Source organism: Hydrogenophaga sp. (assembly GCF_036675665.1).
Classification (GTDB): domain Bacteria; phylum Pseudomonadota; class Gammaproteobacteria; order Burkholderiales; family Burkholderiaceae_C; genus Hydrogenophaga.
In genome coordinates, this window is the sequence record NZ_JAKFEO010000037.1 from 19,965 (window position 1) to 39,752 (window position 19,788).

Here is a 19,788-nt window from a genome sequence, read left to right on the forward strand (position 1 = left end):
CCAGCCACGGTTGACGCTGGCCTAGGCGCTCTGCATCATGGCCCGATCCTGAAACACCAACCGGAGGAAGACCATGAACACCAACGCCTTGTGGGACTCGCTGCAAAACAACCTGGGCACCCACATCCCACAGTTGCTCGGGGCGCTGGCCATCTTCATTCTGGGCTGGCTGATCGCGGTGGTCATACGGGCGGCCACACGCAAGAGCCTGGGTTTCATCGGCGTCAACCACCGCTTCGGCAAGCTCACCGGCACGGGCGTGGACATCGAGGGTGCCGTGGCACTCGGCCTGTTCTGGGTGGTGATCCTGCTCACGCTCATGGCGGTGTTCAACTCGCTGGACCTGGCCATCGTCTCCGGTCCGTTCTCGGCTTTCGCCACGCGGCTGTTTGAATATGCACCGCGCCTGCTCGGCGGCCTGGTGCTGGCGCTGGTGGGCTGGCTGGTGGCCAGCGTGGTGCGAGCCCTCACGCAGAAACTGCTGGACAAGACCACGCTGGACGACAAGCTCTCGCAACACGCCGACATGGCGCCCATGAGCGAAGGCCTGGCAGGCGCGTTGTTCTGGCTGGTGATCCTGCTGTTCGTGCCGGCCATCCTGGGCGCGCTGCAGCTCGAGGGCCTGCTGGATCCCCTGCGCAACATGGTGACCAAGACGCTGGACATGCTGCCCAACGTGGTGGCGGCCTTCGTGATCGGCGGCGTGGGCTGGATCGTGGCGACCGTGCTGCGCAAGCTCAGCACGCACCTCAGCCGCACGGCGGGCGTCGACAAGCTGGGTGCCCGCGCAGGCCTGGCCGAGGCGGTGCACGTGTCCAACGCGATCGGCATGCTGGTCTTCATCGCGGTGTTCCTGCCCTCGCTCATCGCCGCGCTGGACGCCCTGAAGATCGAAGCCATTTCGCGCCCGGCGACCGACATGCTGGGCACGCTGATGCAGGCCGTGCCCAACATCCTTGCCGCCGGCCTGATCCTCGTCATCACCTGGCTGGTGGCCAGCTTTGCCAGTCAGTTGCTGGTCGGCCTGCTCGCCACGCTGGGTTTCGACACCTTGCCGGCACGCGTGGGGCTGGCCCACGCGTTCGAAAAAACCAGCGCCTCACGGGTGGTCGGCCGGGTGGTGCTGTTCTTCGCCATGCTGTTCGCCACGGTGGAGGCGGCCGCGCAACTCGGGTTCCACCAGGTCAGCGACATCGTGACCAGCTTCATCCGTTTCGGCGGCGACATTCTGCTGGGCTCCGCGATCCTGGTGATCGGCTTCTGGCTGGCCAACGTGGCCCATGACGCCATCGACCGCGCCAGCGGCGCGCGCACCCATGGGCTCGCGCGCATCGGCCGCTATGCCATCCTGGCGCTGGTGATCGCGATGGGTCTGCGCGCCATGGGCCTCGCCGACGACATCGTCAATCTCGCCTTCGGCCTCACGCTGGGCGCGGTGGCGGTGGCGGTGGCGCTGTCGTTCGGTCTGGGCGGACGCGAGGCGGCTGGCAAACTGATGGACCACTGGCTCGCCCGTTTCCGCAAAGAGGACTGAATGACCCATGCTCCGTCGCCCCCCATATCCGTTGAATCGCTGCAAGGCCTGCTGTCCGCGTGGTTTGCGCCCTGGATCCAGGCGCTGGGCTTGCAGGTCGAGTCGTTTGCCGACGGCGAAGTCACCCTGCGTCTGCCGCAAAGCGACCAGCTCTCGCGCGTGGGCGGCATGCTGTGCGGCCAGGCCATGATGTCGGCCGCCGACACCGCCATGGTGCTGGCCATCGTCACGCAGCTGGGCGACCAGCGCCCCATGACCACGGTGCAGCTCAACACCAGCTTCCTCAAACCGCTTTCCGGCCAGGACGCCCGCATCACCGCGCGCGTGATCCGGGCCGGCAAGAGCCTGGTGTTCGGTGAAATCGACATCGCCGGCGCCGCCGACGGGCGCAGCGTGTGCCGCGCCAGCACCACCTACGCTTTGCTCTGAAACGTCTGCCTTAAAATCGCCGGAGTTTTGATCCACCTTGCGGAGAGCCCCATGTCCCAGCACAACCACGACACCCCCAGCGACCAGCCCCACGACATGGTGGAGTCCATCGTTCCCCTGATGCCCATCGTGCTGCCCATCGCTGGCGGTGTGCTGATGTTCCTGCTGGCCTTCATCGCCGTTTTCATGGCCTGAGCCAGCGCGCTCCGGCTGCACGGCCGAACGCCCCCTGCGGGCGTTCGGCCGTTTTGTTTGGCGGCGAGGACCCTCCAATAGCCGTTCAATGCATCACGTTATGCAAGTTTTGCATGTAACCCGTTCGTAACCTGCCGCCCACTTTCATAAAATCGGGGCAAGGACGACACACGGACCGAGCCGCGGGCACACCAACCCACCCCTTGTCCCTCTTGCTGCCGGGCGCCAACCGCTCCACAGCCACCAGCGCCGACCGCCCCTTTCAAGCACAAGGGACCCTGACAGCCGCCCAGCTGCAACTTCTGCAGCCCGCGGCTGTCGGCGTCTCTGGTGCCCACCGGTTATCAACTTCTGGAGTCTTTTCCATGAACTCTCCCGTGATGCAGGGCCTGACCCTCAACACCCCGTCCTATGTGAAGAATGCCCGGCTGATCGCCTGGGTGGCCGACATGGCCGCCCTGTGCAAGCCCGACACCGTGGTCTGGTGCGATGGCAGCGACGAGGAATACGCGCGCCTGTGCGAGCAGTTGGTGAGCGCCGGCACGATGAAGCGGCTCAACCCGATCAAACGCCCCAACAGCTTCCTGGCCTGCTCCGACCCGTCGGACGTGGCCCGCGTGGAAGACCGCACCTTCATCTGCAGCGAACAGCAGGAAGACGCCGGCCCGACCAACAACTGGAAGGCACCGGCCGAGATGCGCGCCACCCTGCAACCGCTGTTTGATGGCTGCATGCGCGGGCGCACCATGTACGTGGTGCCGTTCAGCATGGGCCCGCTGGGCAGCCCGATTGCCCACATCGGCATCGAGCTCACCGACAGCGCCTACGTGGCCGTCAACATGAAGCTCATGACCCGCATGGGCAAGCCCGTGTTCGACGTGCTGGGCACCGACGGCGAATTCGTGCCCTGCGTGCACACCGTGGGCGCGCCGCTGGCCGCAGGTGAGACGGACCAGACCGGCTGGCCGTGCAACCCCACCACCAAGTACATCGTCCACTACCCCGAAACACGCGAGATCTGGAGCTACGGCTCGGGTTACGGCGGCAACGCGCTGCTGGGCAAGAAGTGCTTTGCGCTGCGCATCGCCTCCACCATGGGCAAGCAGCAAGGCTGGCTGGCCGAACACATGCTCATCCTGGGCGTGACCAACCCGGAGGGCAAGAAGTACCACGTGGCTGCGGCTTTCCCGAGCGCCTGTGGCAAGACCAACTTCGCCATGCTGATCCCGCCCAAGGGCTTTGAAGGCTGGAGCGTCACCACCATCGGCGACGACATCGCCTGGATCAAGCCGCACGCCGATGGCCGCCTCTACGCGATCAACCCGGAAGCGGGCTATTTCGGCGTGGCCCCAGGCACCAACACCATGACCAACCCCAACTGCATGGCCAGCCTGGACCGCGACGTGATCTTCACCAACGTGGCCCTGACCGATGACGGCGACGTGTGGTGGGAAGGCATGAGCGACGCCCCCGCCCACGCCATCGACTGGCAGGGCAAGGACTGGACGCCCCAGATGGCCAAGGAAACCGGCGCCAAGGCCGCACATCCCAACGCCCGATTCACTGTGGCCGCCACCAACAACCCGGCGCTCGACCCGGCCTGGGACGATCCGGCCGGCGTGGCGATCGACGCCTTCATCTTCGGTGGCCGCCGCTCCACCACGGTGCCGCTGGTGACCGAGGCCCGCAACTGGACCGAAGGCGTGTACATGGCCGCCACCATGGGCTCGGAAACCACCGCCGCCGCCTTTGGCGCGCAGGGCGTGGTGCGCCGCGATCCGTTCGCCATGCTGCCGTTCACCGGCTACAACATGAGCGATTATTTCCAGCACTGGCTGGACATGGGCAACCAGCTCACGAGCCAGGGCGCCAAGCTGCCCGGCATCTTCTGCGTGAACTGGTTCCGCAAGGATGAGGCTGGCAAGTTCGTCTGGCCCGGTTTTGGCGAAAACATGCGCGTGCTCAAGTGGATGATCGATCGCCTGGAAGGCCGCGGCCAGGGCACCGAGCACGCCTTCGGCGTGAGCCCGCGCTATGAAGACATCCACTGGGATGGCCTGAGTTTCTCGGCCGACCAGTACAAGACCGTCACCCGCATCGACAGCGCCGCCTGGATGAAAGAACTCGAACTGCACAGCGAGCTGTTCACCCAGCTGGCGCACCACCTGCCACGGGAACTCGAGGAGACAAAAGCGAAGATCGAGAAGCGCCTGGCCGCTTGAGGCCAAAGCCCCGACTGGGTGTGCTGCACGATCTGCGGCGCACCTGAAGCCTCCCGGGTCAAGAAGCCCGGGCGAAAAAAAAGCCACCGGACCCGGTGGCTTTTTTGTGGGCGCGAGCCCGGGGCGCGTTGGCGCTCAGAGGTAGCGGTTGTGCAGGTGGCGTGCTGCGCGTGCTTTGCCCAGACGTTCCCAGTACGACTCGGTGGGCGCTGCGGCTTCAGCCCGCGCGGGCAGACCCAGCGGTGCCAGTGCAGCGTCGAACGTTTCGACAGGTTCGTCCAGCTCGGCGCGGTTGCGGGCCAGGGTCAGCTCGCTCATCAGGCGGGGGTCGAGGCGGGCCATCTCCCACAAGCGGGTTTCCGCGCGGGCTTCGGCCATCGACTGCGACCAGCTGTCGAGCACCACGATGCCGCGGCGAGCAAGGCGGCGGGCCGAGTCGGCAAACAACGCCATCCCGGCGAACACGACCACCCACAGGAACACCCAGGCGAGCAAGAGGTGGCCATCGGCCCAGGTGCTGACCACGCGATCGGCCAGGATGACCATGGCGGCGACCACGGCGGCCAGCAACAGGGCAGCCAGGCCGCGCGAGCTGTCGGTGTGACGGCGGGGCTGCTTGGCCGACTGTGCACGGCCGTGGCCCAGTGAAACGGAAGAGGGGGTGGATGCGAGGGTGCTCATGGCGAACTCCTAAGGAGGGATAAATGTCTTTTGGACAGCGCAATACTAGGGTTAACCCGCAGTTATTGCCAATTTATCTTTGTGATGCTTTACATTCACAATGGTGATGAATAGCCTGAACTTCCGCACCCTCGATCTGAACCTGCTCCGGGTGTTCGACGAGGTGATGACCGAGCGCAACCTCACCCGCGCAGCGCACAACCTGGCCATGACGCAGCCCGCAGTGAGCAATGCGTTGCGACGGTTGCGCGAGGTGGTGGGCGACGATCTGGTGCGCCGCTCCGGCTACGGCGTGGAACCCACGCCGCTGGCGCTGAGCCTGTGGCCCTCGGTGCGAGACGCCCTGCACCTACTGCGCGAATCCCTGGCGCCGGGCACCTTCGATCCCGTGAGTGCGCACAACGCATTCGTGCTGGCCATGGCCGATGCCACGGCGGCCAAGCTGGTGCCCGGCCTCATGGACATCTTCGAGACCGAAGCCCCCGGGGTGAACCTGCGGGTCGTGCCGTTGACCACCCGCGACCCACGCGACCTGCTGGAAAACGGCTCGGCCGATCTGGCCATCGGGCATTTTCCAGGCGCGCTGGCCGAGCTCGGAGCCCTGCATCTGCAGGAGAACAACCCGCAGTTCCTGCACCAGCGCCTGTACGACGGCGAGTACGTGGTGGTGATGCGCAAAGGCCACCCCCTGGCCGGACAGCCATTGAGCCTGGACGCCTACTGCAACGCGCGCCACCTGCTGGTGAGTTTCTCGGGACGCCCGTTCGGCTTCGTGGACGAAGCCCTGGCCGCGCTCTCCCGCCAGCGGCGCGTGGTGCTCACGGTCAACCAGTTCTTCACCGCCGGACGCGTGGTGGCCACCACCGATTTGCTCACGGTGTTGCCGCGGCACTTTGTCGGCGCCACCGGCATCGAACACGAGCTCGCCCTGGTCGACCTGCCCTTGCAGGTGCCGGCCGTGCATGTGGACGCGCTGTGGCACCGACAGGCCACCCACAACAGCGCGCATCGCTGGCTGCGGCAAGCGGTTGAGCGGGCGTCTGCGGTCGGCTTCCACAATGTCAAGGCAGTGCCGGCGCACACGGGGGCGCACAAGGTTAAAAATGGGGGTTGACGGTCCCTGGCCGACAATGACCGCATGAACATCCAGCTGCTCAGCGACCTGCACCTCGAAGCCAACCCCACCTTTGTGCCCGTGCCCGCGGGAGACGCCGATCTGCTCGTGCTGGCCGGCGACATCGGCTCCTACCAGGTGCGGCGCGATGGCAGCGTGATGGGCGAGCCGGACTGGGGTCTGCAGCGCTTTTCTCCCCTGCCCCAATACGCGGGCTGGCCCGCGCCGGTGGTGTACGTCCCCGGCAACCACGAGTACGACGCGCTGGACCTGGACAAGGCGCACGCCGAACTGCGCAAGGTCTGTGACCGGCTCGGCATCCAGTGGCTGGAGCGTGAAACCCTGCAGATGCAGGGCGTGCGCCTGATCGGCACCACGCTCTGGAGCGACTACGACGCCTTGGGTGAACATGCCCCGACTCCGACGCCCGCTCGACACGGCCGGGCCGGTGCGGTACCGCCGAAACGGGCGCCCGATCCGCTGACCCACCGTCTCCAGCAGCGCGAAAAGGCCTTCCGTGCCGCCAACCACTACCTGGTGAAGATGGGGGGCCAACGCCACGGCCGACTGTTCGACGCCGAGGCAATGCGCGCGCTGGCGCTGGACTGTCAGGCCTGGCTGCGCGATGCGCTGGCCCAGCCCTTCGATGGCCCGACGGTGGTCATCACCCACTTCGCACCCACGCTGCACAGCATGGACCCGCGCTACGGCAGAAGCCCCGGCACGGCGGGCTTCTGCAACGGCCTGGACGAACTGCTGCCGCTGGCCGACTTGTGGCTGCACGGCCACCTGCATTGCCCGACCGATGTGCAGGTGGGGCGTTGCCGCATCGTGGCCAACCCGCTGGGTTACCAAGACAAGAACGAACAGGCCGGCTTCATGCCCGCATGCTGCATCCGCGTGAGCGCGAGCGCAGCGCCGCACAGCCAGGTGCAGGCTGTTTGAGGCAGCGCAAATGGCGGCCCCGCGAAGACCCTACACTCGCTCATTCACCCCCTGACCCAACAAGGAGAACCTCATGAAGATCCTGCTCGCAGTCGACGGCAGCGCGTACACCAAGAAGATGCTGGCCTACCTGGCGACCCACGACGAGATGTTCGGCAGCAGCAACGCGGTGACCCTCATCACGGTGCAAGCCCCCTTGCCTCCGCGGGCGCGCGCCGCGGTCGGCGCCGAAGTGGCCAACGGTTACTACGCCGATGAAGCCGCCAAGATCACCGCACCGGTGGTGAAATTCCTCAAGCGCCACGGCATGGACGCCACTGTCATCCAGAAGGTTGGGTCGGCAGGCGAAGTGATCGCCAAGACCGCTGACAGCGGCAAGTTCGACCTCCTGGTGATGGGCTCACACGGCCACAGCGCGCTGGGCAATCTGGTGATGGGTTCGGTGGCCACCGTTGTTCTGGCCCATTGCGGCGTGCCGGTGTTGCTGGTTCGCTGACCCCACCTGTGCCCCATGAAAAAGGCCGCATCCGCGGCCTTTTTCATGGGCGAATGGACCGGAATCAGCGTGACTTCAGTCCGTCGAAGCAGGTGCTGAGCACCATCTCGATGATCTCTTCATTGCTGTGTTGCCCTGAACCCTTGAGAAAGCCCAGCACCGGATCGCAGGCCCGTGCATACAGCGTGTAGAGCACCGCGATGGCGGGCAGGCTGCTGTTCAGGCTGCCGTCGGCCTGGGCCTGGGTGATCCAGCCACCCAGGCGCTCGCTCACGTCCATGAGGCCGTCCACATAGGCCTTGTTGTTCGTCAGGGAGGCACGCAGGCTGGAGTTGGCGCTGGGCAATGAAGGCATTTCGCCAGCGAGCTGCACCTCCATCGTCCAGCGGGCCACGGCCCGGAGCTGTTCGATGGGTTGGCTGCCGGGGCGGCCCTCAAGGCTGTCGAGGAATGCTCGCGCACGGTCCATGACCCGCACCATGGCCGCGGCGGCCAGATCTTCCTTGCTGGGAAAGTGCTTGTAGAGACTGGCCTTGGCGATGCCGACTTCGGCGGCCACCGCGTCCACCGTCATGGCATCAAAACCCTTTTCAGCCAGCAGGCGGTTCACCGCCGAGACGATGGCATCTTCCCGGACCAGATGCATCTGCTGGCGAAAGCTGCGTTTTGGAGGGGCTTCGGACGGTGATTTGTGAACGGCGCTGGTCATGGAGAACCTTTGGGTGGCTCTGGAATTTTGCTTCACTTTGACGAATCCGTCGATATCACTACTGAAAAGTAGTGTTGAAGACCCGTCAGTCACTGCTTCGGCAGTTTGGCGTCGACGCCCGGGCGCAGGTTGTGGGCTGCCGCGGTGCGCAAGGCCATGCTCAGGGCGTCCAGCACGTCGGAGCTCAGGTTCCAGCAATGCCAGTACAGCGCCACCCCCAGACGGTGGCGTGGCGCCAGATTGATCAGTTCGCCCGATTCGATCAGGTCGCGCACACGCAGCGCGGGCAGCACGCTCACCCCCCAGCCGGCCTGCACGGCGCGCACCTGGCCCTCGCTGGACGGCACGAAGAGCTGCTTGAGCATCACCCGTGGCAGGCCGAAAGCCTTCATCACGAAGCCGTGTTGCAGGTTGTCCTTGCGGTTGAAGGCCACGAACGGGACCTTGTGGAAGTTGTGCGCGTTCAGGCCCTTGGGCAGGTGCTGCGCAGCGAAATCGGCACGCGCCACGGCCACATAGTCCATGGTGCCGAGCGCCTCCATCTTGCAACCCCGCAACGCTTGCCCGAGCGAGGTGACGCAGCCCAGCACCTGACCTTCGCGCAACCACTCGTGGGTGAACTCCTGGTCGTCGGTGATGATTTCGATCGGCAGGCCGTTTTGCGCCAGCGCATCCAGCGCGGGCAGCGCCCAGGTGGCGATGCTGTCGGCGTTGATGGCCACCGAGATGCGCTCTTCCTCGCGACCACTGCCGGTGGAGCTGGGCGCGAGTTCCTTGAGGTCCTTTTCCAGATCGGCGCGCAGCAGCCGCATCATCTTGGCGTGCTTGAGCATGAGCTGGCCCGCCGGTGTCGGCTTGAGCGGCCGGCTGCGCACGATCAGCACGGTGCCGACCTGCGCCTCCAGGGCCCGCAACCGCTGCGACACGGCCGACTGCGTGATGGACAGGCGCTGCGCGGCGCGCTCGAAGCCGCCCTCCTCGATGATGGCGGCCAGGCATTCAAGGGCGTCGGGATCGAAAGTGCTCATGAGGTCTATAAGCTGATCTGATGCCCAAAATTTTAGTTTAATTCCGCTTCACTTCGAAGCACCTTCTTTCGATACTGCACACCAGTTTCATCGTTTGAAGGAGTGGGTCATGCAAGTCACCGTTCTGGGCGCGGGCATCATCGGCGTGAGCACGGCGTGGCACCTGCTGCAGCGCGGGCACGAGGTCACCCTGGTCGACCGGCAAACCGACGCGGCGCTGGAGACCAGCTTTGCCAACGCGGCACAGATCTCGGTGAGCTACTGCGAGCCCTGGGCCAACAAGGACGCGCCGCTCAAAACCTTGAAGTGGATGTTCTCCGACGAGTCGCCGCTGCTGTTCCGTCCGCAGCTCGACTGGGCGCAATGGCGCTGGGGCCTGCGGTTTCTGGCGCAATGCAACGACGCGGCCTTCGAGCGCAACGTGGCACAGCTCGTGGCGCTGGGCTCTTACAGCCACGCCGCGCTCAAGGCCGTGGTGGCCGACACCGGCATCGACTACCACCGGTTGGAGCGTGGCATCGCTCACTACTACACCGATCAGAAATCCTTTGACGGCGCCACCGACGCCGCCGCCGTGATGCAGCGCTTTGGCGTCAAGCGCCGGGTGGTGTCGCGCAACGAACTGCTCACCATCGAGCCCGCGCTGCAGGCCTTTGCCGATCGCATTGTGGGCGGCACCTACACCCAGAGCGACGAGTCGGGCGACGCGCGCACTTTCACGCAGAAGCTGGCCTCCTTGTGCGGCCAGCGCGGCGCGCGGCTGATGTTCGGTCACGACATCGAGCGTCTGGACAGCGACGGCCGCGAAATCCGCGAGGTGCGGGTGCGTGACCGCCACAGCGGCCAGGCGCGCGTGCTCAAGGCGGACGCCTTCGTGGTCGCCTGCGGCTCGTACAGCACGCCGCTCTTGAAGTCCGTCGGCGTGGACGTGCCGATCTACCCGGGCAAAGGCTACAGCGCGACGCTGCCCCTGCTAAAGCCCGGACAGGCGCCCAGCGTGAGCATGATCGACGACCAGCTCAAGATCGCCGTCTCGCGCCTGGGCAACCAGCTGCGCGTGGCGGGCACCATCGAACTCGGCGGCTTTGACCTCTCGCTGGACACGCCGCTGGCGAAGAAGCGCTGCGAGATGCTGGTGCGCCGCATCGAGCAGGTGTTCCCCGGCGTGGCCGACACCCGCACACCCGAGCAAGGTGGCGACCCGCAGTTCTGGTGCGGTCTGCGCCCGGCCACGCCGACCAACATTCCCCTGATCGGTCGCACGAAACTGCGCAAGCTGTGGATCAACGCCGGCCACGGCACGCTGGGCTGGACCCACGGCGCGGGCTCCGGCAAGGCCCTGGCCGAGCTGATCAGCGGTGAACGTCCCGCGATGGACTTTGGGTTTCATGGCCTTCCCGCGCAGTCGCCCCGCGGGCACCGGCGCTTCGGAATGACCACGCCGCCCACCCGCGCCTGAGCCAGGCGGTTCAGGCGCGAGCCTGGGCCACCACCTCGTCGAACATGACCCGGGCGGCGATGGACAAGGCCCGCGCCTTGTGGCGCGCCAGCACGATCGGGCGACGCAACTGCCGGTCACGGATCGGAATGGCCTTGAGTCGCTGCCGGCGGAAGTGAAACAGCGTGAGCTCGGGCACCACGCTCACGCCCAGACCCTGCGCAATCAACGCGGCCAAGGTAGCGAGGTGCTCCACCTCCAGGCCGTGTGGCGGCGCTGCGAGCATGGCAGGCTGCGTCTGCAGGTGCTGGCGCACGCTGCTGCTGCGAGCCAGGTGCATCATGTCCGGGCCCACCACCTGCGACAGGCTGACGGAGGCCTTGTCGGCCATCGGGTGGTCGTCACGACAGACAAAGAAAAACCGCTCCAGGCGCAACACCATGCACTCGAATTCGCGCAGGTCTTCACCCGAGGTGATGGCCATGTCCACACGGCCTTCCCGCAGCATGGACAGCGCCGGCCCGGCGAGCGTGTCGAACAACTCGACCTTGATCTGCGGATTGTCCGCCCGGTAACGGGCGACGACCTGTGGCATCCATTCCGCCGCCACCGACGGCAGCGCAGCCACCGCCACCCGGCCCACCCGCCGATGGGCCAGATCCTGCAGCCCGGAGAAAGCGTGCTGCACATCGGCCTGAATGCGGCGCACCTCTTCGGCAAAGACCTCGCCTTCCGGCGTCAGCGTCACGTGCCGGGTTGATCGTTCGAACAGACGCACACCGGCACTGGCTTCGATTCGGCCGATCTTCTGGCTGAAGGCACTCTGGGACAAGTGACAGCGCTCGGCAGCGCGGGTGAAGTGCTGCGTCTGCGCGAGCGCCAGAAAGGCGTCGAAGTCACGCATGGAAATATTGATTGATCTCATGGATGAGTTCAGACTTTTTTTCCATTTTACAAGCCAACTTCGCACGTCGATCATGCGATCCATGTCTTTGTCACACACGCACCCCTACCACCCTTCGTGCAAGGCGCAAGGCAGGAACCTGGCCTTCCGGATGCAGCCCCCTCCCGCCACCCTCGACGCGGCACTCGCGCGAGCTTCTTGTCCTTCCCCTTCAAACCACAGGAGACCTCACATGACTTTGAACCGCCGTGGCGCCATGACGCGCCTGTCCGCCCTGGTGTGCGCCAGCGCTGCCGTCTTGCTGCCGACGCTGTCGAGCGCGCAGGACTACCCCAAACGACCCATCACCGCGGTGGTCCCGGTGGCAGCAGGCGGCGCCTTCGACGCGTTGGCCCGCGCCTGGGCCGATCAGGTGAGCAAATCCATCGGCGTGCCCGTCGTGGTCGACAACAAGACCGGAGCCAACGGCAGCGTGGCCGCCGGTTTCGTGGCCAAACAGCCGGCCGATGGCTACACACTGCTGTTCGGCAGCACCTCGAACATGTCGCTCAACCCGTTCTCCTACAAGTCGTTGCCCTACAACCCGACGCGCGACTTCGACCCCGTGCTGATGCTGGCCACGTCCAGCCAGGTGCTGGTGGCCAATCCGAACTCGGGCATCAAGTCTCTCGACGACCTGGTGCGGCTGGCGAAGGCCAAGCCCGGTGGGCTGAACTTCGGCTCGGCCGGCAAGGGCAATTCGACCCACCTGAACGTGGAATTCATCGCGCAGCACTTCGGGCTTGATCTCACGCATGTTCCCTACCGGGGCGCTGCGCCTGCGTTGATGGGTGTGATGGCCGGCGATACCCAGTTCATGTCGGACGCCATCGTGACGGCATCAGCCCAGGCCAAGCTGGGCAAGGTCGTGCCCATCGTGGTGTTCGGCGCGCGTCGGTCGCCAGCGCTGCCCGACGTGCCCACCATTCACGAAGCCGGTGTGAAGGATTTTCCGATCGGCGGTTGGTATGGTTTGATGGCACCCAAGGGCACGCCCAAGGCGGTGATCGAGCGACTCAACGCCGAGACCCGCAAATTCTGGGCAGACCCGGCTGTGAAGGCGCGGATGGACATGCTCTACATGGAACCGCTGGAAGACAACGGTCCCGAAGCAGTCGCACGCATGATGCAGCGCGAGGCCGCCGTGTGGGGCCCGATCATCAACAAACTCGGCATCCAGAACGAGTGAAGGCCTCATGACGTCCGTTCACGCACCTTCCTCGCCGCCGGGTGCGGCGCTGCCCCGGCAGCACCTGCCCGACGGCGAGGAGTTCCTGATGTGGCCTCCCTGCCTGCAGTCGCACGGTTACCGCATCGTTGACCAGCTGTTTGCCACCCGCACGATTCACCGAGGGCGAGGCCAACCATTTCGCCGTGGCGCCGAGATCGGCATCGATATACCCGTGGGCGGACAACGCCTCTCTCTCGGCCAGTTCATGGACGGCAACAACGTGTCGGGCCTGCTGGTCATCCGGGGTGATGAGTTGGTGCTGGAGTGCTATGGCTTGGGACTTCGGGCCGAGGAGCGCTGGAGCACGATGTCCACCGTGAAGTCCATGACCGCCATGCTCGTGGGCGCTGCGCTGGGCGAGGGGTCGATCAAGAGCATCGACGATCCCGTGGTTCGCTACCTGCCCGCACTGCGGGGCTCGTTCTACGAGGGGGTGACCGTGCGCCACCTGCTCACCATGTCTTCGGGCGTGACATGGTCGGAGGACTACGGCGATCGCAACTCCGATGTGAATCGCTACAGCCGCTCGCTCGCGGCCAAGGTTCCGGGAGGGGTGCTGGCCTTGATGTGCGGTCTCCAGCGCGCACACCCCCCGGGCAGCGCCTGGTGCTACAACACCGGCGACACCTACCTGCTCGGCGCCCTGTTGTGTGCGGCCTCCGGACGCACGCTGGCCGACACCATGTCGAACTGCATCTGGCAACCCTGCGGCATGGAGTTCGATGCCTACTACACGCTGGAGTCGGACGGAGGCACCGAAATCGGCGGCAGCCGTGCCGGCATGACCTTGCGCGACATGGGGCGCTTTGCGCAGCTCGTGATGAACGATGGCATGCACGACGGGCTGCGGGTGTTGCCCGCAGGTTGGGTCGAGGCGGCGGCCACACCGGCCCATGCCCTGCCCGCCGGCGGCGCCATGAGCGCAAGCCGCCGGGCACTCGGTCTGGTGGCTTATGGCTACAGCTGGTGGCTCGATGGCAGCGGCGGCATGTGGGCCATGGGCCATTGCGGTCAGCGGATCTACGTCAACCGCGCCGAGCGACTGGCCGTGGTGCAGTTGGCCGTGTACCCCGAGCCACGCTACGCCAGTGCCCACGAGCCCGACCGCGACGCGCGACTGCGCGCTCTGGTCGACGAGTTGCGGCGCAGCGCCTGAGGCGTTGTCCTCCTTCACAGCTTGGCGAGCGGCTTCACCACCTTGCCGGAACCGGTCTTTTGCGAAGAAAGGGGCAGTGGTTTGAAGCCCCAGTCGCCATACAGCGGCAACTGATCCTGGTAGTGCGGGCTGGCGGGATCGGCGGACACCCCTGGCGGGTTGGTATCGGTGCTCTGGAGCCGGGTGCCGTCGCCGATGGCCAGGCGCTGCATGACGCCGCGGTTGGCGGACTGCGCAAGCGCAGGCCTTTCATTGGGCGAAGCAGTGGGCACCGACTCGTAATTCTCGGGGAAGAAGGTCTGTTGCACCATGCCCTGGCGCAGGCTGGCGAGGGGTGCGCCGTCCTTGGGCTTGATCTTGGCCACAGCCGCCTGCAACGCCTTGAGCATCAGCGAGGAAGGCTCCTCCCCATGCAATACATCGTGGGGTGGCACGTCGTCGGGCCGCAGGCCCATGCGAGCCTGCAACCCCCGAAGCGCGATCTTGGTGCCCATCGACAGGTTCACACTGTTCTTCATGTAGTTGAGTTGCAGTGTCCCGGTGTAGGCGGGCATGCCGGAGAACTCGTCGCGGCTCAGCACGGCGCCCACCGTGAGCCCCACGAACTGGTCCAGCCAGGCCTGGAAGATCGGCACCGCCGCACTGGCGTAGTAGTTGCCCGACGGGTCGGCCACCCGGGCGCCGTCCCATTGCTGCAGCAAGGCCAGCGCCTGCTGGGTGGACGGGTCTGCCTTGGCAACCAATGAGGCGTCCACGCGTCGCAGCAGCGGACCAAAGTGGTAGAAGTTGACGTCGGCCGTGGTGGCTTTCTGGTAGATCCGGCGCACGTCGTCCTCCGTCATGGGCGCGTGTGTCTTGACCCGTTCCTGCATGAGGTCCGCGAGGATGTTCGCGCGGTCGCCCTGAGACCAGCGCGGGATGTGCAGATCGCGGTTTGCATAGTCCTTCGCCGGCTTGTTGTTCCAGTTGACGAGGTAACCCGCCGGCGGGTTGTAGAGAAAGATCTCGCCCGCGTAACTGCGCCCTGGCCGTTCGCCTTGCTGGCCGACCACGGGCAGGCGCGGATCCCCGCCCTGGGCCGACAGATCGCTGGGAAAGTAACCGCCGAACAGCCAACCAATGTTGCCTTCCTTGTCCGAGTAAAACCAGTTGTAGCCCATCGCCATGAGCTGTCCTTCGGTGTGGAAAGTCTTCCAGTCTTTCGCTTGCGAGGCCCGCTGCCACGCCATCACCGACGTGAGTTCGTGGCCCTTCCACAGGTTTTGTTTGCTGTAGACCACCGGTGCGTCCAGCGGCGTGGTGAACGGTCCGCGGTGCGTGCGGTTGATGACGACTTCCTTGGGCGCGCCTCCCTTGATCTGGATCATCACCTTCCCGGAGAGCACGGGCAGCAACTTGTCCTGGAAGGCGTAATGGCTCTTGTCACCGCTCAGGCTCTCCTGAAAGATCGTGGTGTGGTCGCCCCCGGCCGAGGTGCTGCCCCAGGCGATGTGGCCGTTGTCCCCGGTGGTGACGGCCAGCATCCCTCCAGGCGCATGACCCACGACGTCGTAGCCGGGCGCGTGCAGACCCACGGTGTAGAAGTAGCCGGGCTGGAACCAGCCGGGCTGTGGTCCGTTGAGCTGTATCGACTTCCCTCCGGTGATGTCCTTGCCCAACAGCAGGGCCATGCTGGTGGTCACCGCTTCGGGTTCGAATGGCGCCCCCTCGGACGGCACCACGGTCACATTCGCCGTGGATGCAGGCACCCCTGCCAGCCGTGTGCCGGCCGGAGCGGCCTCGGCGAGCTTCATCACCGTGTTGTCCGCGCGCGTTGTCGGTGCATACGGATCGTTGATCCACATCAGGGTGTCAAACACCTTCTGGAAGTCCTTCGGGTATTTCTTCTGCAGGGCCGCGTGCAGGGCGGCGTTCTGCTGCGCCGTGGTGTGGGACGAGTAGGAGGTGAGCGCGTTCGTGGTTGCCGCCAGCATGTCGTCCAGCGTCCACAGGCGCAGTTCGCTGCTGGCAAGCTGCTCGCCCCACACGTCGTTGAATTGCCGCGGCAGCAGCTTGCCGCCGCTGGCCAGGACCTCCTGGATCCGCATGTTGACGCCGTCCAGGTACGCCTGGATCAGGGCCTGCTCGTTCGTTGGGAGGCCCTTGAACTGGCGCATCAAGCTGGCGGGGTCGTAGCCTTCACGGGTCTGCACGTCCATGGCGAGGACGTTCACCGTCGTGCCAGTGGCGCCTTTGATCTGGGCGCCCAGCACGGCCGCCAGTTGCCCGGTGGCCTGACGTCTGCGCATTTCCAGCTGGAACAGGCGATCTTCGGCCACCGTGTAGCCATAGCCGAAGAACGCATCGGGCACGCTGTCGCCATAGATGTGCGGAACGCCGAACTTGTCGCGCACGATTTCCGCAGCCTGTGAAGGGAGATGGACAAAAAGAAGAGCGCTGGCCAGCACGAAGCTGGCGCGACGGCAACCGGTCATGAACATGGTGAATCTCCTGAAAAGGGAGGCCCAGTGTTCCCATGCCGCGGTGCAGTGTGAATACGGCCTGCACCATAGGGTCAGCGGGTTCAGGGCCGCAGGCGCTCCACCATCCAGCGCTGCAGGTCCGTCCACATCTGCCGCATTTCGCCCTCAAGCGGCGCCCGAAAGGCGTTGGGCAGCTCGATCGTGACCACCGGCATGCCGCGGTGCACGCCGCCATAGTTGCCCAGGCTGCCCGGAAAGATGCCCACCTGGTCCAGGTAGAGCCGCCCGAGCTTGGGCGGAGGCGCGCCAGGGCCGTCGAAATCGAGCACGCCGTAGGGCGCGTGGATGCTCACGACCAGGTGCGGCTGGAAGCGCGCCATCTCGTCATGCAGGAAGCGCGACTCGGGCTCCGACAGCGGGCTCGGGCCGGGCCAGCGGCGCGGGTCCTTGCGCGTGCGCTGCTCCCAGTACACCGGGGCGTCGCTGGCCCAGTTGGGCGTGGGGAAGTTGCGGTTGAGATCCACGCCGCGCGCGTTCACGCGCCTGGCGGGGCGCGCGAGCAGGCCGTCGGGGTTGAGCACGGGAATGAAGCGCCAATGGGTGTCGGCGGGGTCGTTCAGCGCGTGCTGGATCCAGTGCAGCGCCACCGAAGCCGAGGACATCTCGTCGCCGTGCATGGCGCCCACCACCAGCACACGCAAGCGCACCTGCGGCGCCACCACGTCGCGTGCGTACAGCGTGCGGCCCTGCGTTGAACGGCCCTCGGTGGGAACAAGACCGGCAGCATCGCACAGCGCGCGCCCCATGTGCGGCAGGCGGGCCGACAAGTGCACACAGGGTGCGGCGGTGGCTGGCACGGTGGTGCGGTGGTGCGGTGGTCCGCGCAGCAACGAGGCGCCCTGCACGCCCGTGGCCAGCACCAGCCCGACGATCAGCGCCAGCACCCGCGACAACGGCGGACAGGCATTCGCTCGAAACAATGGGCTGCGTGACATCACGGCATTTTATGAACGGCACCGTGCAAAGACAGCGATCGCCGAGAATCAAGGATTCATCGCCGCACGTTCTGGATCCACGTTCACCATGTCTTCTGCCCGCCCTCCTGTCCTGCAGGCCCGCGCGCCCGATTTTTCGGCGCGCGAGTTCCGCGCCTCGCTGGGCATGTTCGCCACCGGCGTGACCATCGTCACCGCGCGCACCGACAGCGGCGAACTGGTCGGGTTGACGGCCAACTCATTCAACTCGGTCTCGCTGAACCCCCCGCTGGTGCTCTGGAGCCTGGGCAAGGCGGCCGGTTCGATGGCCGCGTTCTCCAACGGGCGGCACTACGCCATCAACGTGCTCGCCGCCGATCAACAGGCGCTGGCCGAACAGTTCGCCGCCAAGGACACCGACCGCTGGGCCGGCGTGGCGTTTCGCGAAGGCGGCAACGGTGCGCCTTTGCTCAACGGCGCGGCCGCCTCCTTCGAATGCTTCAACCGCAGCCAGTACGCCGAGGGCGACCACGTGATCTTCGTGGGCGAGGTAGAGCGCTGCAGCCATCGGGCGGAAGCCTCACCGCTGCTGTTTCACGGCGGACGGTTCTACACCGAACACCCGCTGTGAAATGAGCCCCACCACCGTCCGGAAAACCCACCTCGACTCGCTCGCCATCACCCTGCTCGTGGTGTGTTGTGCCTTCTGGGGTTTCCAGCAGATCCTGATCAAGGACACGGTGGCCGAAGTGCCGCCGCTGTGGCAGGCCTCGCTGCGCTTCTGGGGCGCCGCGGTGCTGATCTGGCTGTGGTGCGCCGCGCGGGGCGTGCGCCTGTTCGAACGCGACGGCACGCTCAAGGCCGGCCTGCTCGCGGGCTCGCTGTTCGCGGGTGAGTTCGCTTTCATCTACCTCGGCTTGCTGCACACCACCGCGTCACGCCTCACGGTGTTCCTCTACACGAGCCCGTTCGTGGTGGCGCTGCTGCTGCCACGGGTGGTGCCGGGTGAAAAACTGCGGCGCATCCAGTGGATCGGTTTGACGATCGCGTTTGCCGCGGTCGCGGTGGCGTTCAGCGAAGGCTTCACGCAAGGCTCACCGGTGGCGGGCCAGTGGCTGGGCGACGCCATGGCGCTGGCCGCCGGCACCCTCTGGGGCCTGACCACGTTGACCATCCGCGCCACGAAACTGTCCAGCGCCAGCGCGGAGAAGACCCTGTTCTATCAAGTGGCGGTGACGGCGGCGGTCGCGCCCTTCGTCTCGCTCGCGCTGGGCGAGGCGTGGTCGCTCGACTACTCGGCGCGCGCCTGGGGTTCGCTGGGCATCCAGACCGTGGTGGGCGCCTTCGCCAGCTACCTCACCTGGATGTGGATGCTGCGCGTGTACCCGGCCACCCACATGTCGACCTTCACCTTCCTCACGCCGGTGTTCGCGCTGGTGTTCGGCGTGGTGCTGCTGAGCGAGCCGCTCACGCTGCAGCTGGTGCTGGCGTTGGTGGGTGTGGCCGTCGGTATCGTCCTGGTCTCGAAACGCTGAGGGTGCCCGGCAGGCTCAGCGGCGATCCACTTCAGGCGCCGACGCTGTTGCCATCGCACGGCGGAAGATGACCGCTGACAGGGCGGCAGCGAACGGGAAGAGCACGGCGTACCCGATGATGCCGACGTTCCTGACGCTCATGTTGGCCAGCGGCACGCCGGCCAACCCGGCGAACGCGAAGCCCGCACTGGCGAACAACAGACCCCGAACCAGAGCAGAAAGTCCGGCTCCCCGGAGGCTGAAAGCGGCACACACCGCGGCCAGCGGGAAAAAGACATCCCAGGCCAGGATGTCGAGCGCGTACGCCACCGACGGCCAGCGGAACGCAAAGACCAGCGAGGGCCAGTCGCCCGTCGAAAAGGCCGGCTGCGGGCTGAGCGTGAGCACGGCGAAGTGCACCGAGCAGGTGAGGACGGCGCACATGCCCATGAAGGCGATGCCGAGCACGGCCATGGCTTTGCCCTCGGCGGGCGCCCAGGCATGGAACGCCGCCATCAAGGCCACCATGGCGGGCGCGATCGCGAGGATCAGAACCTCCAGCAGCGTGAACCAGGGGTTCTGGATGGGTTGGTCCGGCGCTGGCAGCGTCAGCAGTCCGATCGCCAGGATGGCCGCGTACGCGAGACTCAGCACCGCGACGGCACGACCCGCCATGACCCCCATGCGCAGGGACGCGGGCTCGTGCGACGGGCTCAT

The 19,788-nt window shown here is 66.1% G+C and carries 19 protein-coding genes; 12 read left to right on the top strand and 7 right to left on the bottom strand.

What is annotated here, in order from left to right:
• Window positions 1-73: 73 nt before the first annotated feature.
• From V6M63_RS14745 to V6M63_RS14760, 4 genes are all read left to right on the top strand, one after another.
• Window positions 74-1,534: a mechanosensitive ion channel gene (locus tag V6M63_RS14745; protein WP_332743028.1), complete on the top strand. Its 1,461-nt coding sequence runs from the start codon at window positions 74-76 to the stop codon at window positions 1,532-1,534.
• Window positions 1,535-1,963 carry a PaaI family thioesterase gene (locus tag V6M63_RS14750; protein WP_332743030.1) on the top strand — a complete coding sequence of 143 codons (429 nt, stop codon included), beginning with the start codon at window positions 1,535-1,537 and terminating at the stop codon, window positions 1,961-1,963.
• Between the two features lie 51 nt (window positions 1,964-2,014).
• Window positions 2,015-2,158, top strand: a complete 144-nt coding sequence (locus V6M63_RS14755) for a hypothetical protein (RefSeq protein WP_332743032.1) — start codon at window positions 2,015-2,017, stop codon at window positions 2,156-2,158.
• 365 nt (window positions 2,159-2,523) lie between these two features.
• Window positions 2,524-4,380: a phosphoenolpyruvate carboxykinase (GTP) gene (locus V6M63_RS14760; RefSeq protein WP_332743034.1), complete on the top strand. Its 1,857-nt coding sequence runs from the start codon at window positions 2,524-2,526 to the stop codon at window positions 4,378-4,380.
• Window positions 4,381-4,515: 135 nt separating this feature from the next.
• Here the strand turns inward: V6M63_RS14760 and V6M63_RS14765 are convergent, their stop codons facing one another.
• Window positions 4,516-5,061 carry a hypothetical protein gene (locus V6M63_RS14765; protein WP_332743037.1) on the bottom strand — a complete coding sequence of 182 codons (546 nt, stop codon included), beginning with the start codon at window positions 5,059-5,061 and terminating at the stop codon, window positions 4,516-4,518.
• Window positions 5,062-5,167: 106 nt separating this feature from the next.
• Here V6M63_RS14765 and V6M63_RS14770 point away from each other — a divergent pair, with 106 nt between their 5' ends.
• The 3 genes from V6M63_RS14770 (at window position 5,168) to V6M63_RS14780 (ending at window position 7,616) form a co-directional block, all read left to right on the top strand.
• Window positions 5,168-6,175, top strand: a complete 1,008-nt coding sequence (locus V6M63_RS14770) for a LysR family transcriptional regulator (protein WP_332743039.1) — start codon at window positions 5,168-5,170, stop codon at window positions 6,173-6,175.
• Between the two features lie 24 nt (window positions 6,176-6,199).
• Window positions 6,200-7,120 (top strand): metallophosphoesterase, encoded by a 921-nt coding sequence (locus V6M63_RS14775; RefSeq protein ID WP_332743041.1) that lies wholly within the window; start codon window positions 6,200-6,202, stop codon window positions 7,118-7,120.
• A gap of 73 nt (window positions 7,121-7,193) precedes the next feature.
• Window positions 7,194-7,616: a universal stress protein gene (locus V6M63_RS14780; protein WP_332743043.1), complete on the top strand. Its 423-nt coding sequence runs from the start codon at window positions 7,194-7,196 to the stop codon at window positions 7,614-7,616.
• A gap of 64 nt (window positions 7,617-7,680) precedes the next feature.
• Here the strand turns inward: V6M63_RS14780 and V6M63_RS14785 are convergent, their stop codons facing one another.
• Both V6M63_RS14785 and V6M63_RS14790 read right to left on the bottom strand, forming a co-directional pair.
• Entirely contained in the window at window positions 7,681-8,325 is a 645-nt protein-coding gene (locus V6M63_RS14785; protein WP_332743045.1) for a TetR/AcrR family transcriptional regulator, read from the bottom strand.
• Between the two features lie 89 nt (window positions 8,326-8,414).
• Window positions 8,415-9,353, bottom strand: coding sequence for a LysR family transcriptional regulator ArgP (locus V6M63_RS14790; RefSeq protein ID WP_332743047.1), 939 nt, complete (start codon window positions 9,351-9,353; stop codon window positions 8,415-8,417).
• Between the two features lie 109 nt (window positions 9,354-9,462).
• Between V6M63_RS14790 and V6M63_RS14795 the strand changes: the two genes are divergently transcribed.
• Window positions 9,463-10,812 carry a D-amino acid dehydrogenase gene (locus tag V6M63_RS14795; RefSeq protein WP_332743048.1) on the top strand — a complete coding sequence of 450 codons (1,350 nt, stop codon included), beginning with the start codon at window positions 9,463-9,465 and terminating at the stop codon, window positions 10,810-10,812.
• 10 nt (window positions 10,813-10,822) lie between these two features.
• Here the strand turns inward: V6M63_RS14795 and V6M63_RS14800 are convergent, their stop codons facing one another.
• A complete protein-coding gene (locus tag V6M63_RS14800) occupies window positions 10,823-11,716 on the bottom strand; it encodes a LysR family transcriptional regulator (RefSeq protein WP_332743050.1) in 894 nt (297 codons plus the stop codon).
• Between the two features lie 211 nt (window positions 11,717-11,927).
• Here V6M63_RS14800 and V6M63_RS14805 point away from each other — a divergent pair, with 211 nt between their 5' ends.
• Window positions 11,928-12,923: a Bug family tripartite tricarboxylate transporter substrate binding protein gene (locus tag V6M63_RS14805; protein WP_332743052.1), complete on the top strand. Its 996-nt coding sequence runs from the start codon at window positions 11,928-11,930 to the stop codon at window positions 12,921-12,923.
• A 7-nt stretch (window positions 12,924-12,930) separates the two neighbouring features.
• Entirely contained in the window at window positions 12,931-14,121 is a 1,191-nt protein-coding gene (locus V6M63_RS14810; protein WP_332743054.1) for a serine hydrolase domain-containing protein, read from the top strand.
• A 14-nt stretch (window positions 14,122-14,135) separates the two neighbouring features.
• On the opposite strand, the gene V6M63_RS14815 is transcribed toward V6M63_RS14810, so the two are convergent.
• Entirely contained in the window at window positions 14,136-16,601 is a 2,466-nt protein-coding gene (locus tag V6M63_RS14815; protein WP_332743056.1) for a penicillin acylase family protein, read from the bottom strand.
• A gap of 83 nt (window positions 16,602-16,684) precedes the next feature.
• The gene (locus V6M63_RS14820; protein WP_332743058.1) at window positions 16,685-17,578 is read right to left on the bottom strand and encodes a M14 family murein peptide amidase A; all 894 of its coding nucleotides are present in this window, start codon (window positions 17,576-17,578) and stop codon (window positions 16,685-16,687) included.
• An 88-nt stretch (window positions 17,579-17,666) separates the two neighbouring features.
• Between V6M63_RS14820 and V6M63_RS14825 the strand changes: the two genes are divergently transcribed.
• Complete coding sequence (locus V6M63_RS14825; RefSeq protein WP_056264933.1) at window positions 17,667-18,188, top strand: flavin reductase family protein; 522 nt, start codon at window positions 17,667-17,669, stop codon at window positions 18,186-18,188.
• Between the two features lies 1 nt (window position 18,189).
• Window positions 18,190-19,092 (top strand): DMT family transporter, encoded by a 903-nt coding sequence (locus tag V6M63_RS14830; protein ID WP_332743065.1) that lies wholly within the window; start codon window positions 18,190-18,192, stop codon window positions 19,090-19,092.
• A gap of 15 nt (window positions 19,093-19,107) precedes the next feature.
• On the opposite strand, the gene V6M63_RS14835 is transcribed toward V6M63_RS14830, so the two are convergent.
• Window positions 19,108-19,788, bottom strand: a complete 681-nt coding sequence (locus V6M63_RS14835) for a hypothetical protein (protein WP_332743067.1) — start codon at window positions 19,786-19,788, stop codon at window positions 19,108-19,110.

Excerpts from the sequence above, each read along its gene's own strand:
- V6M63_RS14745 (WP_332743028.1), top strand. The coding sequence starts at position 74 with ATGAACACCAACGCCTTGTGGGACTCGCTGCAAAACAACCTGGGCACC.
- V6M63_RS14795 (WP_332743048.1), top strand. The coding sequence starts at position 9,463 with ATGCAAGTCACCGTTCTGGGCGCGGGCATCATCGGCGTGAGCACGGCG.
- V6M63_RS14790 (WP_332743047.1), bottom strand. The coding sequence starts at position 9,353 with ATGAGCACTTTCGATCCCGACGCCCTTGAATGCCTGGCCGCCATCATC.
- V6M63_RS14825 (WP_056264933.1), top strand. The coding sequence starts at position 17,667 with ATGTCTTCTGCCCGCCCTCCTGTCCTGCAGGCCCGCGCGCCCGATTTT.
- V6M63_RS14830 (WP_332743065.1), top strand. The coding sequence starts at position 18,190 with ATGAGCCCCACCACCGTCCGGAAAACCCACCTCGACTCGCTCGCCATC.
- V6M63_RS14760 (WP_332743034.1), top strand. The coding sequence starts at position 2,524 with ATGAACTCTCCCGTGATGCAGGGCCTGACCCTCAACACCCCGTCCTAT.
- V6M63_RS14820 (WP_332743058.1), bottom strand. The coding sequence starts at position 17,578 with ATGTCACGCAGCCCATTGTTTCGAGCGAATGCCTGTCCGCCGTTGTCG.
- V6M63_RS14775 (WP_332743041.1), top strand. The coding sequence starts at position 6,200 with ATGAACATCCAGCTGCTCAGCGACCTGCACCTCGAAGCCAACCCCACC.
- V6M63_RS14785 (WP_332743045.1), bottom strand. The coding sequence starts at position 8,325 with ATGACCAGCGCCGTTCACAAATCACCGTCCGAAGCCCCTCCAAAACGC.
- V6M63_RS14770 (WP_332743039.1), top strand. The coding sequence starts at position 5,168 with ATGAATAGCCTGAACTTCCGCACCCTCGATCTGAACCTGCTCCGGGTG.
- V6M63_RS14755 (WP_332743032.1), top strand. The coding sequence starts at position 2,015 with ATGTCCCAGCACAACCACGACACCCCCAGCGACCAGCCCCACGACATG.
- V6M63_RS14815 (WP_332743056.1), bottom strand. The coding sequence starts at position 16,601 with ATGTTCATGACCGGTTGCCGTCGCGCCAGCTTCGTGCTGGCCAGCGCT.
- V6M63_RS14810 (WP_332743054.1), top strand. The coding sequence starts at position 12,931 with ATGACGTCCGTTCACGCACCTTCCTCGCCGCCGGGTGCGGCGCTGCCC.
- V6M63_RS14835 (WP_332743067.1), bottom strand. The coding sequence starts at position 19,788 with ATGAGCCCGTCGCACGAGCCCGCGTCCCTGCGCATGGGGGTCATGGCG.
- V6M63_RS14765 (WP_332743037.1), bottom strand. The coding sequence starts at position 5,061 with ATGAGCACCCTCGCATCCACCCCCTCTTCCGTTTCACTGGGCCACGGC.
- V6M63_RS14780 (WP_332743043.1), top strand. The coding sequence starts at position 7,194 with ATGAAGATCCTGCTCGCAGTCGACGGCAGCGCGTACACCAAGAAGATG.
- V6M63_RS14805 (WP_332743052.1), top strand. The coding sequence starts at position 11,928 with ATGACTTTGAACCGCCGTGGCGCCATGACGCGCCTGTCCGCCCTGGTG.
- V6M63_RS14750 (WP_332743030.1), top strand. The coding sequence starts at position 1,535 with ATGACCCATGCTCCGTCGCCCCCCATATCCGTTGAATCGCTGCAAGGC.
- V6M63_RS14800 (WP_332743050.1), bottom strand. The coding sequence starts at position 11,716 with ATGAGATCAATCAATATTTCCATGCGTGACTTCGACGCCTTTCTGGCG.